The 13,129-nt window shown below is 50.3% G+C and carries 14 protein-coding genes and 1 pseudogene; 4 read left to right on the top strand and 11 right to left on the bottom strand.

Annotated elements, in window-relative coordinates; translation table 11 throughout:
* Positions 1-38: 38 nt before the first annotated feature.
* Positions 39-368 (bottom strand): DUF883 domain-containing protein, encoded by a 330-nt coding sequence (locus FTE26_RS09345; RefSeq protein WP_001295174.1) that lies wholly within the window; start codon positions 366-368, stop codon positions 39-41.
* A gap of 151 nt (positions 369-519) precedes the next feature.
* On the opposite strand from FTE26_RS09345, the gene FTE26_RS09350 reads away from it, so the two are divergent.
* On the top strand, positions 520-864 hold the full coding sequence (locus FTE26_RS09350; RefSeq protein ID WP_000281321.1) for a DUF2002 family protein: 345 nt from the start codon (positions 520-522) through the stop codon (positions 862-864).
* A gap of 36 nt (positions 865-900) precedes the next feature.
* Here FTE26_RS09350 and alaE read toward each other — a convergent pair whose 3' ends face one another.
* The gene (gene alaE, locus FTE26_RS09355; protein WP_000492656.1) at positions 901-1,350 is read right to left on the bottom strand and encodes an L-alanine exporter AlaE; all 450 of its coding nucleotides are present in this window, start codon (positions 1,348-1,350) and stop codon (positions 901-903) included.
* A gap of 667 nt (positions 1,351-2,017) precedes the next feature.
* Here alaE and stpA point away from each other — a divergent pair.
* Entirely contained in the window at positions 2,018-2,422 is a 405-nt protein-coding gene (gene stpA, locus FTE26_RS09360; RefSeq protein ID WP_000115383.1) for a DNA-binding protein StpA, read from the top strand.
* Between the two features lie 46 nt (positions 2,423-2,468).
* On the opposite strand, the gene ygaP is transcribed toward stpA, so the two are convergent.
* Both ygaP and FTE26_RS09370 read right to left on the bottom strand, forming a co-directional pair.
* Positions 2,469-2,993: a thiosulfate sulfurtransferase YgaP gene (ygaP, locus tag FTE26_RS09365; protein WP_001229467.1), complete on the bottom strand. Its 525-nt coding sequence runs from the start codon at positions 2,991-2,993 to the stop codon at positions 2,469-2,471.
* Between the two features lie 9 nt (positions 2,994-3,002).
* On the bottom strand, positions 3,003-3,302 hold the full coding sequence (locus FTE26_RS09370) for an ArsR/SmtB family transcription factor (protein ID WP_000137280.1): 300 nt from the start codon (positions 3,300-3,302) through the stop codon (positions 3,003-3,005).
* A gap of 182 nt (positions 3,303-3,484) precedes the next feature.
* Between FTE26_RS09370 and FTE26_RS09375 the strand changes: the two genes are divergently transcribed.
* Both FTE26_RS09375 and kbp read left to right on the top strand, forming a co-directional pair.
* Positions 3,485-3,643: a YqaE/Pmp3 family membrane protein gene (locus tag FTE26_RS09375; protein ID WP_000508177.1), complete on the top strand. Its 159-nt coding sequence runs from the start codon at positions 3,485-3,487 to the stop codon at positions 3,641-3,643.
* Between the two features lie 83 nt (positions 3,644-3,726).
* Complete coding sequence (kbp, locus tag FTE26_RS09380; RefSeq protein ID WP_000522424.1) at positions 3,727-4,176, top strand: potassium binding protein Kbp; 450 nt, start codon at positions 3,727-3,729, stop codon at positions 4,174-4,176.
* Here the strand turns inward: kbp and csiR are convergent, their stop codons facing one another.
* From csiR to FTE26_RS09415, 7 genes and pseudogenes are all read right to left on the bottom strand, one after another.
* Positions 4,177-4,839, bottom strand: coding sequence for a DNA-binding transcriptional regulator CsiR (gene csiR, locus FTE26_RS09385; protein WP_000156811.1), 663 nt, complete (start codon positions 4,837-4,839; stop codon positions 4,177-4,179).
* A gap of 20 nt (positions 4,840-4,859) precedes the next feature.
* Positions 4,860-6,260 carry a GABA permease gene (gabP, locus tag FTE26_RS09390; RefSeq protein ID WP_001295173.1) on the bottom strand — a complete coding sequence of 467 codons (1,401 nt, stop codon included), beginning with the start codon at positions 6,258-6,260 and terminating at the stop codon, positions 4,860-4,862.
* A 310-nt stretch (positions 6,261-6,570) separates the two neighbouring features.
* Positions 6,571-7,851, bottom strand: coding sequence for a 4-aminobutyrate--2-oxoglutarate transaminase (gabT, locus tag FTE26_RS09395; protein ID WP_000097665.1), 1,281 nt, complete (start codon positions 7,849-7,851; stop codon positions 6,571-6,573).
* Positions 7,852-7,864: 13 nt separating this feature from the next.
* Positions 7,865-9,313, bottom strand: coding sequence for an NADP-dependent succinate-semialdehyde dehydrogenase (gabD, locus tag FTE26_RS09400; RefSeq protein WP_000772837.1), 1,449 nt, complete (start codon positions 9,311-9,313; stop codon positions 7,865-7,867).
* Between the two features lie 22 nt (positions 9,314-9,335).
* A complete protein-coding gene (gene lhgO / locus FTE26_RS09405; protein WP_000271934.1) occupies positions 9,336-10,604 on the bottom strand; it encodes an L-2-hydroxyglutarate oxidase in 1,269 nt (422 codons plus the stop codon).
* Between the two features lie 19 nt (positions 10,605-10,623).
* The gene (gene glaH, locus FTE26_RS09410; protein WP_000993087.1) at positions 10,624-11,601 is read right to left on the bottom strand and encodes a glutarate dioxygenase GlaH; all 978 of its coding nucleotides are present in this window, start codon (positions 11,599-11,601) and stop codon (positions 10,624-10,626) included.
* Positions 11,602-11,936: 335 nt separating this feature from the next.
* Positions 11,937-13,047, bottom strand: a pseudogene (locus FTE26_RS09415) (alpha amylase C-terminal domain-containing protein); the annotation flags it as partial.
* Between the last annotated feature and the right edge of the window lie 82 nt (positions 13,048-13,129).

Here is a 13,129-nt window from a genome sequence, read left to right on the forward strand (position 1 = left end):
TTCGGGGTCAAAGACGCGTATTTATTATCATTTTTGCACTACGATTTGCGCATGCTTAACAGTGCGCCGATAAAAATACCTACCGCAGCTGCTGTACCCACGCTACACCAGGGTCTTTCACGAACAAAAGAATCCGCGCAGCCAACGGCATCGCGTGCGGCTTGCTGGACGCGAGTACGACCATGCATTCGCGCCCTGGTTTCTTTCAGCAATGCCTGAGCTTTACTGCGTGCGGCTTCAGCTTCCCCTTTGGCGTCGCTGCCCCAGGACTTCAATACAGATTCGAGGCTGTCAGCTAATTGATTGACATCATTCTGGATATCCTGCACGCCATCATCAACGTCGTTGCGGTTCGGTCGGTTAAACATATGATCCCCCATTAGAATTCGATGTAATTTTCAGTGTAGACCATAATTTTCTTAACTGAGGTTCATCGCGGCTTTATGGACTTTTCTGAAAGCGTTGTGAATGCGCAATCAGGTAAGGTAGGCCCGCGGTTGATAATAACGAGGATCAAATATGTATTTACGACCAGACGAGGTGGCGCGCGTACTTGAAAAAGTCGGTTTTACTGTCGATGTGGTAACCCAGAAAGCGTATGGTTACCGCCGTGGGGAAAATTATGTCTATGTTAATCGCGAAGCGCGAATGGGACGTACCGCTCTGGTAATTCATCCAACATTAAAAGAACGCAGTTCAACACTGGCTGAACCCGCTTCCGATATTAAAACTTGCGATCATTACCAGCAATTTCCGCTCTATTTAGCAGGCGAGCGACACGAGCATTACGGTATCCCGCATGGCTTTAGTTCGCGTGTTGCGCTTGAACGTTATTTGAATGGTTTATTTGGCGAAACCAGTTAAAGACGCGACTGGCGATGCCAGTCGCGAAAAGAAGAGTCAGGCTTTTACCTGCTGGTAACGGCTGACTTTAAACAGTCGGCGGCAATAATCGAGGAAGTAGCCATAAACCGCCCCCATCAACATCGAAACAACGATGTTTGAACTGACCGCCGCCATAATCTGATGCCAGTCTGCGCCCACCACTAACAAGATCGCCACATACACCGGTGACTGGAACGTCACATAAGCCAGGATATCAGCCAGATTTTTTATCCAGCCCGACGGGCTAACTTTGCGTGCCGCGCGCATAAACAGATCGCGGTACATACCGTATGGCCATGCAATTAAGATGTTCACCGGAATCGCTACCAATCTGGAATAAAAAGACTGTTCGAAGCTCATTCCGGAGAGGAAAACTTCAATACACATGTTCACGACAGAACAGTAAACAACCATCGCGAACGTATCTGCAACTGCATGACGCAAGCGTGACTGCGGTGAGAACATGCTAATGCTCCTTAATAAAAGCGTAATGGGATGTTAATGGAGATGAAAGCAGTGGATCTCATTGCCATCTGCATTTTCGCATAGCGTATATCGCTGGCTATGACTATTCAATTAGTGAAAAATTTTTATTTAGTCAGTTTTTGTAGATAAAATATTCCGTAACGGCTCGTTTTTTGTACATTGTGGATTTTTACATGCCGATATGATTTATTTTCAATTAAATCAATTGGATATGACCTTTCCTTTAATTTCACTAATGAAAGTTTGGGGGTGAGGTAACGCTATAAGCGTAGAGAATTCGGTGTATGTCGTGACCGTGTCATTTACAGCATTTTTTATGCCAGAAAATGTACATTAACAGCAGAAAGCACCAGTGAGGGGTGTTTTCTTTTATTCTGTTATATTGCATTTTTATTCACTTCGGTTTTGTCAGGCTTGCGGAATTAGCGAGCAGAGAGCGCCACTCTGTTCACCAATAATCTAAATTACTCATCAAAATGGCTAATATATAATCTTGAAATTATTCTGAGAGTTTCAGAAAATAACAGCTGAAATAATCTCGCGCAGGACTGTAAATAGATTAAATTTTGTGGAAATATAATAAGTGATCGCTTACACTACGCGACGAAATACTTTTTTGTTTTGGCGTTAAAAGGTTTTCTTTATTATGTCCGTAATGTTACAAAGTTTAAATAACATTCGCACCCTCCGTGCGATGGCTCGCGAATTCTCCATTGACGTTCTTGAAGAAATGCTCGAAAAATTCAGGGTTGTCACTAAAGAAAGACGTGAAGAAGAAGAACAGCAGCAGCGTGAACTGGCTGAGCGTCAGGAAAAAATTAGCACCTGGCTGGAGCTGATGAAGGCTGACGGAATTAACCCGGAAGAGTTATTGGGTAATAGCTCTGCTGCTGCACCACGCGCTGGTAAAAAACGCCAGCCGCGTCCGGCGAAATATAAATTCACCGATGTTAACGGTGAAACTAAAACCTGGACCGGTCAGGGCCGTACACCGAAGCCAATTGCTCAGGCGCTGGCAGAAGGTAAATCTCTCGACGATTTCCTGATCTAATTACTGAGGCCGGATGTCGCTGCTAGGGCGCGTCCGGCGTCGCTTCTCAAGCTCGTTGGTTCCACGGCATCTTATCTAACAACCTTGCCATTCCACAAAAACCGCTGATTCCTGCAAACAGTAACCCGGCACCAACAAAGCCACTTAATAAGAAGAAACCGCTATTTACGGTATAACCCAGTACAACGCCGATTAATATTAAACCACCCGCAGCGATCTGCACCTGGCGCATTAACGGCAAGGGTTGAGATTTATTTACCGCTACTGGCAATCCAGCTCTTTTCCAGCCATCAATCCCATCTTCGAGTAAAAATATTTCTGCGGGGGCGGCAATCGCTGCTAATTTATCGGCGTTATTACTGGTGCGTTTACCTGCCTGGCAGTGGAATATAATTTGCTCGCGACGTAATTTAGGTGGAAGACCTGACTGTTCCAGCACGGATAATGGAGCCAGATCTGCTTCAGGAATATGTTCACGAAGATATTCATCAGCATCACGAATATCGATTAACTTTGCGCCGCGTGCGATTAATTCTTGTGCATCATGCGGCGAAATGGTTGTCAAAGCCATAGTGACTCCTTACGGACAATAGACATTTTTCAGGGTGGCGATAATGGCATTTACCGCCTCATTTTTAATGGAATATAGAATGCGTTGGGCATCCCGTTGGCTGTCGATAAGCCCTTCGTCCCGCATACGAGCGAGATGCTGTGATGTCGCAGAGGCACTCAGTCCGGTAATGCGCGTCAGCTCTCCCGCGCTGGTGCCGGGGGAACCGCTAAGCATGCACAGAATCAGCAATCGTTTAGGATGGCTCATTGCTTTCAATAAGGCCGCTGCCTGTTCGGCACTGGCCTGTAATTGCGCGAGTTCAGTCATATTTATTTAAGTATTTTCTAAATTAAGTAAACTCTAAACTAAAAATGCAACATATACCAGCATCAGCAGCGTAAATGAGAGTAAAAGCGTAAGCTGAAACTGGCAGGCTCCGCTAAAATTACTACGCTTAAGAGATAAAATCTCTTTTTAAACAATGAGTAATTTTCTTATAGGGAGTACATATGGGTTTCTGGAGAATCGTCATCACCATCATTCTGCCGCCTCTCGGCGTGCTGCTCGGTAAAGGGTTCGGTTGGGCGTTCATTATTAATATTCTGCTGACACTGCTTGGGTATATCCCCGGTTTGATTCACGCGTTCTGGGTGCAAACCCGCGATTAAACCTGTGCTCACCCCCGCGGCGTTAACGCGCCGCGTTCCTCTGCTACACTTTCTGAGTGTTTCCGTTAACGAATGAGGTAGCTATGGGTCTGTTCAATTTTGTGAAAGATGCCGGAGAAAAACTCTGGGACGCGGTTACAGGTCAGCACGATAAAGACGATCAGGCGAAGAAGGTGCAGGAGCATCTGAGCAAAACCGGTATACCTGATGCCGATAAAGTGAACATTCAAATTGCCGACGGCAAAGCGACGGTCACTGGTGACGGCCTGAGTCAGGAGGCGAAGGAGAAAATCCTTGTTGCGGTGGGGAATATTTCCGGTATTGCCAGTGTTGATGATCAGGTGAAAACGGCGACACCAGCCACTGCCAGCCAGTTTTATACCGTTAAGTCTGGCGACACTCTGAGTGCCATTTCCAAACAGGTCTACGGTAACGCTAATCTGTACAATAAAATCTTCGAAGCGAATAAACCGATGCTAAAAAGCCCGGATAAAATTTATCCGGGGCAAGTGTTGCGTATTCCGGAAGAGTAGTTAATTGCCAGCCATCGCCTGCTGGATAATGGGAATTGGCGTCAGTAAATGCTGGCGCATTAACTCACTGGCGCGCGCGGTATCTCGCGCCAGTACCGCCGCAGTCAGGGTCTGGTGCTGATCGTGTTTATCCTCCAGCATTTCTACCGAAAGCACCGTTCGCCGCAGCCAGATAAATCGATAGCGCGCCGCCAGATCAAACAACCGTTCACGCATTTGCAGCAAATAGTGAGAACCACAGCCCGCCACAATTGCTGTATGAAACGCCTGATGACGCAGATCCCACTCATCAAGCATTTTCTCGCTGGCGTCACAGGCCTCCAGCTTACTCAGCAGATGCGCTTTTGCGAGAACGTCTGCCTCCCATTCATCGCCACCGCGGGCAATCGCCAGACTGACCAGCATCGCTTCCATATTGGCGCGGGCGTCGAAAATATCGAGCAGCTCCTGCTCTGACATAGACGCCACCCGATACCCTTTTTGATTCACCACCGTGACCAGCCGTTCCGCCACCAGTTGCGAAAGAGCTTCCCGTAACGGCCCAACGCCAAGTGCATAACGCGATGTCAGCAAACTCATTCGTAATTTTTCATCCGGTTGAAAATTACCGCGAATAATATCGTTCTTCAGCCAGCGATAGCCATCCAGAGACGTAATGGTCATGGTGTGACTCCTGATCATTATCAGCGCGTATTATGAACGGGTGTTTTTTGCCACAATACCAGCTTTTTCCAGCGCGCCATAATCGGCACGGTACAGATAATCCCTATCGCTAATAAGCCGGTAGAGATCACTTCTAACTGTTGCGCCGGGCGGAATAACATCACCACCAACACAAAGGTAATAAAGCCTATTACCAGCCAGGTGAGCCACGGGTAAAGCCACATGCGCAAGCGAATTTCGCTTCCTTCTGCTCGCAGAATTTTACGCATCCGCAACTGTGAAACGGCGATGACTAAATAAACCAGCAGGGCGATAGCACCGGAGCTGTCTATCAGGAATTTAAACACTTTCGCAGGTGCGTAATAGTTCACCACCACCGTTAAAAATGCCGCTCCGGTGGAGAGTAACACCGCCACATACGGGGTTTTACTGCGGTTGATTTTGCCCATTACCGCGGGCGCATCACCGCGACGGCTTAAGGAGTAGAGCATCCTTGACGCGGTATACAGCGCCGAGTTCAGACAGCTGGTTACGGAAAGTAATATCACGCAGTCCATGATTAATTTCGCATGGGGAATATTGAGCAATTCCAGAACCGAGCGATAAGAACCAACGGCTTTCAGCCCCGGCATATTCCACGGTATTAACGCCACTACGACAAAAATAGAGCACAAATAGAAGATAGAAATACGCCAGATAACCGAGTTGGTAGCGCGGACAATATGTTTTTCCGGCGTGTCGGATTCCGCGGCGGCAATGGTGACAATTTCTGCGCCCATAAACGAGAACATGGTGATCAACATCGCGCTTAATACCGCACCGAAGCCGTTGGGCATAAAGCCGCCGCTATCCCACAATCTTGAGATCCCGCTCACTTCGGCATAAGGGTAAAAACCGCTAATTGCGACTGCACCAAGGAAAATAAAGGCCAGGATAGCGATGACTTTGCACAGCGCCAGCCAGAACTCAAATTCGCCGTAGTTTTTAACGCTTAATAAATTACTGCCAGTTAAGGCGAGGGTAATGACGAGGGAAAATAACCAGATGGGAATGCCTGGAACCCACGAGTGCAGGATCATAGCGGCGATGTTGGCTTCCAGCGGGATAACCAGTACCCAAAACCACCAGTACAGCCAGCCGATGGTATAACCCGCCCAGCGGCCAATGGCTTTATCGGCATAGGTGGAAAACGAACCGGTATCGGGCGTGGCAACCGCCATTTCCGCCAGCATTCGCATAATCATAACCACCAGTAATCCGGCGAACAGATAGGCCAGTAATACCGCCGGGCCCGCTTCGGCGATGGCGACGCTGGAACCGACAAACAGACTTGCGCCGATAACACCGGCAATAGACAACATGGTGACGTGGCGTGACTTCAGCCCGCCGCCTAACTCATGTGGTTGCGATGATTGCCCCATCCTGAATCCTCTCGAAAGTGTGTCACTTGGGAGAGCGCCCCGACATTTCCCGCGCCGGGTCACGCGTTTAATTGAGACGGTCAACAAAATCTTAAAAACGAAAGCGGGAGGGTTTTCTCCCTCTCCCTTAGGGAGAGGGCCGGGGTGAGGGTGTAGCCGCGTGATTACCCCTCACCCTAACCCTCTCCCCAGAGGGGCGAGGGGACAGTCCGCAGTCGTTTTTAACTTTGTCGATCGCCTCATCGTTATTATTTTTTACTGCATCGTTATCATTCCCTTAGCAACGTTTAACTCTTACAAACGGACATAGCTACTGCTTCGCCTCAGCAAAACACTGGCTGATGATCTCCAGACCCTGACGGATCTGAGCGTCTTCAATGGTGAGCGGTACAAGGATGCGCAGCACGTTGTAATACGGGCCGCAGGAGAGAAGAATCAGGCCTTTATCGCGGGCGCGTGCCACGATCTCGGCGGTGAGTTTTGCGTCCGGTTTGCTGTGATCGCCATCTTCAAACAGCTCGATGGCAATCATCGCTCCCAGCCCGCGTACGTCGCCGATCTCCGGGTGTTTTTCGGCTATCACCAGCAATCCGTCTTTCAACTTCTGCCCCAGATCGTTGGCTTTTTGCAGCAGATTTTCCTGCTCGAACACCTTCAACACTTCCAGCGCTGCCACGCAGGCAATCGGGTTACCGGCATAGGTGCCGCCCAGACCGCCTGGAGCGACGGCATCCATCACTTCCGCGCGCCCGGTGACGCCCGCCAGCGGGAAGCCGCCCGCGATCGATTTCGCAAAGGTGGTGAGATCCGGCGCAACGCCCATCTGCTCCATCGCAAACAGCGTGCCGGTACGCCCCGCGCCGCTCTGCACTTCATCGGCAATCAGCATGATCCCGTGCTCGTCACACAGCGCGCGTAAACGCTGCATAAAGGCTGGCGATGCGGCGTAGAAACCGCCTTCGCCCTGAACCGGCTCAATCACGATGGCGGCGATATCTTCCGGCGCGGCATCATTTTTGAAGATCCGGTGGATGCTGGCGATAGCGTCATCCTCGCTTATGCCGTGCAGCGGGCAAGGATAAAGCGCGCGATAAACATGACCCGGCATCAGCCCCATGCCCGCAGAGTACGGATTCACCTTGCCGGTCAGCGCCAGCGTGTAATGCGTGCGCCCGTGATACGCGCCGCTAAAAGCGATGGTGCCGCTACGTTTGGTGGCGGCGCGGGCGATTTTTACCGCGTTTTCCACCGCTTCGGAACCGGTCGTAACCAGCAGCGTTTTCTTGGCGAAATCGCCCGGCACCTTCTGATTCATAATCTCGCACAGCTCCAGATACGGCTCGTAAGCCAGCACCTGGAAGCAGGTGTGCGACAGTTTTTTCAACTGCGCTTCCACCGCGGCCACCACCTTCGGATGCAGGTGCCCGGTATTGAGCACCGCAATCCCGCCCGAGAAATCAAGATACTCACGGCCTTCAACGTCCCACACCCGGCAGTTTTCCGCGCGGTCAGCGAAAATCGGGTGAATTTGCCCAACGCCACGGGGAATCGCCTGACTGCGGCGCTGCATTAACTCTTTATTGCTGCTCATTCGCGTTCTCCAGTTAAAGACCGATGCACATATATTTGATTTCTAAGTAATCTTCGATGCCATACTTCGAACCTTCACGACCCAGACCCGAGGCTTTGATGCCGCCGAACGGGGCCACTTCATTGGAAATAATGCCGGTATTGATGCCGACGATGCCGTACTCCAGCGCTTCGCCCACGCGGAAGACGCGGCTTAAATCACGGGCGTAGAAATAGGCGGCAAGGCCAAACTCGGTGTCATTGGCTTGCGCAATCACATCGGCTTCATCTTTAAAGCGGAACAGCGGGGCGAGGGGGCCGAACGTCTCTTCTTTCGACACTTTGGCGTTGGCCGGCACGTCCACCAGAATGGTCGGCTGGAAGAAGTTGCCGCCGCGTTCATCCGCTTTACCGCCGCAAACCACACGCGCACCTTTCTCCAGCGCATCGGCAATATGCTCTTCCACTTTTGCTACCGCTTTTTCATCGATCAGCGGCCCGATGGTGACGCCTTTATCCAGCCCGTCGCCGATGTGCAGTTTGCTCACCGCCTGCTGTAGTTTTTCGGCAAAGCGGTCATACACGCCGTCCTGCACGTATAAACGGTTGGCGCAGACGCAGGTTTGCCCGGCGTTGCGGAATTTCGAGGCCAGCGCGCCTTCCACGGCTTTATCGAGATCGGCATCGTCAAAGACGATAAACGGCGCGTTGCCGCCCAGCTCCAGCGACACTTTTTTGATGTCTTTCGCGCACTGTTCCATTAAATGGCGGCCAATTTCGGTCGAACCGGTAAACGACAGTTTGCGTACCATCGGGTTGCTGGTCAGTTCATTACCGACCGCGCCTGCCGAACCGGTGACCACGTTAAACACGCCAGCCGGAATGCCCGCGCGAATCGCCAGCTCCGCCAGCGCCAGCGCAGAGAACGGTGTCTGACTGGCGGGCTTCAGCACCATGGTGCAGCCTGCCGCCAGCGCCGGACCGGCTTTACGGGTAATCATCGCCGCCGGGAAGTTCCACGGCGTGATAGCTGCGGTAACGCCAATCGGCTGCTTGATAACAATCAGGCGTTTATCGGCCTGATGACCGGGAATGGTGTCGCCATAAATGCGTTTGCCTTCTTCGGCAAACCACTCAATAAAAGAGGCGGCGTAGCTGATTTCACCTTTCGCTTCGGCCAGTGGTTTGCCCTGTTCGAGGGTCATCAGGCGCGCTAAATCGTCCTGATGCTCCATCATCAAATTGAACCAGTTGCGCAGAATGTTGGCGCGTTCTTTGGCGGTGAGCGCACGCCAGGCGGGCAGGGCGTGGTTGGCGGCGTCGATAGCGGCGCGGGTTTCATCAGCGCCCATTTTCGGCACGCTACCCAGCTTGTCGCCGTTCGCCGGATTGGTGACGTCGATGACTTCACCATTGTTGGCGTCCAGCCATTCCCCGTTAATCAACGCCTGCTGGCGGAATAAGTTACTGTCGTTAAGTTTCATTGTTACGTCCTGTTTTCAAAGGTTATTGATTAAATGCGGCGTGTAAGGCATCCACACTACGTGCCGCTCGCAGCGTGCGTCCGGGGTTACTCTGGCTTGCCAACAGCGTTTGTACCTTGCTGACAATATGCGCACCAATAGGAATTGCTGATGTCGCTGCCGGGGAGGGCGCATTGCAGGTGTGGATCGTGCGTGGGGTGGTGACAAACAGAAAATCGTCAATCAGCTTGCCGTCCGGCGATACTGCCTGCGCCCGCACACCGGCGGGCCAGGGCTGGAGATCGCTTAACGAAAGCCGGGGACAATACTTTTGCACCAGGCGCAGATAGCCGCTTTTGCACAGCGAGTTTTTCATCTCGCCCAGTCCTGAGCGTAGATGGTTTTGCAGCACCCGGCGAATCCCCGACGAGCCCAAAATCTCCAGCGTGTCGCTAAATGAGAAGTCGCGCTTGCGATAGCCTTCGCGTTTGAAAGCCAGCACCGCGTTTGGCCCGACGGTGACGCTGCCATCGATCATTCGGGTGAGATGCACGCCCAAAAATGGCATTGCCGGGTCGGGAATGGGGTAAATCAGATGGTTAACAATCTGGTTATGCTCCGGCGCAAGGCGGAAATACTCGCCACGGAACGGGCAGATAATAAAACCCGGTTCGAGGCCGAGCATTTTCACCAGCCGGTCAGCCATCAGCCCGGAACAGCTAATCAGCGTCGATGCTTCATATTCGCCGCCCTGACGGGTTCGGACGACCACGCCGTTTTTATGCTCACTGAGGGCGCTGACTTCGGCGTTATAAATAATCTCACCGCCTCTGGCCTGGAAGATTTTTGCCATTGCCGCTGTGACTTCGCGATAGCTGACAATGCCGCTGGACGGCACAAAAATGCCGCCGAGCCCGGTGATATTCGGTTCGCGCTCGCGCAGTTCCTCGGCGTTTAACCACTCGCGCTCGATACCGTTCGCCGCCGTGCGTTCCCACAACGCGCGCATCTGTTCCATTTCGAGATCGGACGTGGCGACCAGCATCTTGCCGCAGTTGTCATAGCGAATGTCGTTTTGATCGCAAAAGGCTTTGGTGGCGCGGTTTCCCGCCAGGCAAAACTGCGCCTTCAGGCTGCCGGGCGTGTAATAGACCCCGGCATGGATCACGCCGCTGTTGTGGCCCGTCTGGTGACAGGCCGGGCCGGACTCTTTTTCCAGCAACGCAATGCGGGCATCCGGATAAACATCAATCAGTTGCATGGCGGTCGACATGCCGATGATGCCGCCGCCAATAATCACAAAATCATACATCCGCTCAATTCCTTTGCGCTTACTGATGCGTCTGGTAGTGGTGAGTGGCGTAAGCGAAATAGCCACGCTGACGCATCAGTTCACGGCGCAGATCCGGGTGCGGAGTAAAGCGGTCGCGACCGTGCAGCCAGAACAGGTTGTTTATCAACAGGAATTTGCCAACGGGAACGGGTACAGAAAGAATGCCTTTGCTGGTTTCAATGGCATCGGAAAGCTCGCTCAACCACACGCCTTCTTCAAAATCTTTTGGCTGGACGAACTGGTCGATATAGCGCATCACCGGGCGACCCTGTTGATCAACGTCGAACACTGGATGGAAAACATCTTTGCTGACGTTTTTGCTCGGCGGCGCGGCAAAGCGCATCGGGCGACGCGCCAGTGGATGGCGGAAATAGTGGTCCAGATGTTCCCAGTCATCGAGATGCAGCAGCAACGAATTTCCACCCTGCATGTTTTGCTCATCGATTTTCATCATCAGCACGTAATCGGTGATCTCTTCGACATACGTGCCGTCGTTGTGCAGTTCCATCACGCGGTGCGGCTGACGCAGATAGCTGTCTGAGTTATCGACATTTTTCACCACGAAACGCGCGTAATACTGACCGCTCATCGCATCGAAATTTGAGCGACCAATCAGATGCGCTACCGCCGTTGCCAGCTTCACCATCTCATCTGCCTGCGCCACATCATCGATACCCACCGCATTGATCAACAGCGCACCTTCAGCACGGTTTAGCAGGGTCTTCAACAGCAATGGTTGCAGCTGATTCGCACACAGATCGTCAAGAATTTTGCCTACCCGAAAACGCAGAAACGATTTGTACTCCAGCGCCTGCACGGGCCATTCGGCAACCTGTTCGAGAAACTGTTTGGTCGTCTGTTCGGTGAAGGTGAGTTCCAGCAGACGCGGGGATTGCGCCGACGGGATGAGAGTGAATCCGCTATAGTCCTGGCCTGAATCGACAGCGTTATTGTGTACGGCGGTCAGTGCATTCATCAGAAGCGATCCTCTTATGAGATGTAGGGTGACATGGCGATGCTCATTTCGTAGCCATAATCTAAAAATATCTACATTTCTGAAAAATGCGCACAAAAGCGACATATTGTTTTCTTATTGTGATCAAAAGCAACAAATTAGTAACATTTAACGTAGGGTATTAAGGCAAAGTGAGACAGGAAATGAATAACTAAAGCAACAGGTTAGGGGGAGTTAACATTAGAGAACAGATTATCTGGTCGATAAAAAACAGTAAATGGCTTCACTGCAAAATGACCGTTAGTAAACTAAACATATTATCTGCCCCGTTTTATCGGGGCAGATATAACATTAAATTATAAATAGAGATAGTTCGGCGGTTCTCCTGTTTTCCCTAAAAGAAGAGCGCTACGCCCAGGAATATTGATATTTAGAGTTCCGCCTCTAAGCGTAAATACTTTACCAGGGGGGATAATTTTTCGGGTATTATTAATAATAATGTTAACGCTATTACTCCCCATGTTTTTGTATATTCCAGGTTGCAATTTGTTAGGCCAGGTACCTTCAACTTCTTCGTTTCCTTTATTTATTATAACTAGTCCATCATGAGGAGAGTGATTAATGTTCACAGAATCCCCACGACTAAAGGCCAGAACGTTTTTAGTTGCAGATACACCCTCAAATGCGCTCCATATTCCTGCTTTATCTATATATAATGCGTGGAATTCATTGTAGAGCTGCTGATAGGTAGAGCAACCTTTATTAAGCTACGCCTCACCGCCGACACGCGTGGACCCATCATAATTTTTAATTTCAGTCGTTGATTTTAATACTTGGCCATCCCAGTAAACTAAAGGCCTGCTGAACGGCAGAGCGGCTATATATGCCATTGCTAATTGTTCATCTTGTTGATGGTTAAATAGAAAGTCATTGAAAAGATTGCCATTGTTTGGAAAATCGTGGTTAATGATTAATCAATATCCGTCTTTCTGATGGGATACTTGAGATTGTGGAACCCGGTTTTGATGCAAGGGTTTGGAGATCGCCACCAAATGAAAAGGCTTTTATCGTTTTCATGAGCAATGAAAAATCAATGGCGCTTAAATCATCTCTTTCATAAAGCAGCGATGACATTTGTTGTTCATCCAACTGACAAGTTACCAGGTATTCCATGTAATTCATAACGGCTTTTTTTTGATATTTTGGGTTAAATAAATTAGTATTGTGTAACCGCTCATTATAATTTTTAAGCGGTGGAGTTATTGATCTTTCTATTTGTTCATGTTTTGAGTGTTTTGCTGCATCGTAACGTAAACCTCGTACGTCATATTTTCGCATTTCACGAACGTATTGATTTTGCAACATAATAACCTGGTCACTTTTGGGTGTTGTTTTAGGCATTCCATTTAAACGCTTTTCTTTTAATGCATGGAGGTTTTCCCATTCATCCTTAGAGATGTTATCTTGATCTTACCCAGCAATAGTGGACACGCGGCTAAGTGAGTAAACTCTCAGTCAGAGGTGACTCACATGACAAAAACAGTATCAA

It is taken from the genome of Escherichia sp. S10b (assembly GCF_028421345.1).
In the GTDB taxonomy this organism is placed as follows: Bacteria; Pseudomonadota; Gammaproteobacteria; order Enterobacterales; family Enterobacteriaceae; genus ECMA0423.

Coding starts and splice junctions, on each gene's coding strand:
- kbp (WP_000522424.1), top strand. CDS start 3,727: ATGGGTCTGTTCAATTTTGTGAAAGATGCCGGAGAAAAACTCTGGGAC.
- FTE26_RS09370 (WP_000137280.1), bottom strand. CDS start 3,302: ATGACTGAACTCGCGCAATTACAGGCCAGTGCCGAACAGGCAGCGGCC.
- stpA (WP_000115383.1), top strand. CDS start 2,018: ATGTCCGTAATGTTACAAAGTTTAAATAACATTCGCACCCTCCGTGCG.
- FTE26_RS09375 (WP_000508177.1), top strand. CDS start 3,485: ATGGGTTTCTGGAGAATCGTCATCACCATCATTCTGCCGCCTCTCGGC.
- FTE26_RS09345 (WP_001295174.1), bottom strand. CDS start 368: ATGTTTAACCGACCGAACCGCAACGACGTTGATGATGGCGTGCAGGAT.
- gabD (WP_000772837.1), bottom strand. CDS start 9,313: ATGAAACTTAACGACAGTAACTTATTCCGCCAGCAGGCGTTGATTAAC.
- FTE26_RS09350 (WP_000281321.1), top strand. CDS start 520: ATGTATTTACGACCAGACGAGGTGGCGCGCGTACTTGAAAAAGTCGGT.
- alaE (WP_000492656.1), bottom strand. CDS start 1,350: ATGTTCTCACCGCAGTCACGCTTGCGTCATGCAGTTGCAGATACGTTC.
- ygaP (WP_001229467.1), bottom strand. CDS start 2,993: ATGGCTTTGACAACCATTTCGCCGCATGATGCACAAGAATTAATCGCA.
- lhgO (WP_000271934.1), bottom strand. CDS start 10,604: ATGTATGATTTTGTGATTATTGGCGGCGGCATCATCGGCATGTCGACC.
- csiR (WP_000156811.1), bottom strand. CDS start 4,839: ATGACCATTACGTCTCTGGATGGCTATCGCTGGCTGAAGAACGATATT.
- glaH (WP_000993087.1), bottom strand. CDS start 11,601: ATGAATGCACTGACCGCCGTACACAATAACGCTGTCGATTCAGGCCAG.
- gabT (WP_000097665.1), bottom strand. CDS start 7,851: ATGAGCAGCAATAAAGAGTTAATGCAGCGCCGCAGTCAGGCGATTCCC.
- gabP (WP_001295173.1), bottom strand. CDS start 6,260: ATGGGGCAATCATCGCAACCACATGAGTTAGGCGGCGGGCTGAAGTCA.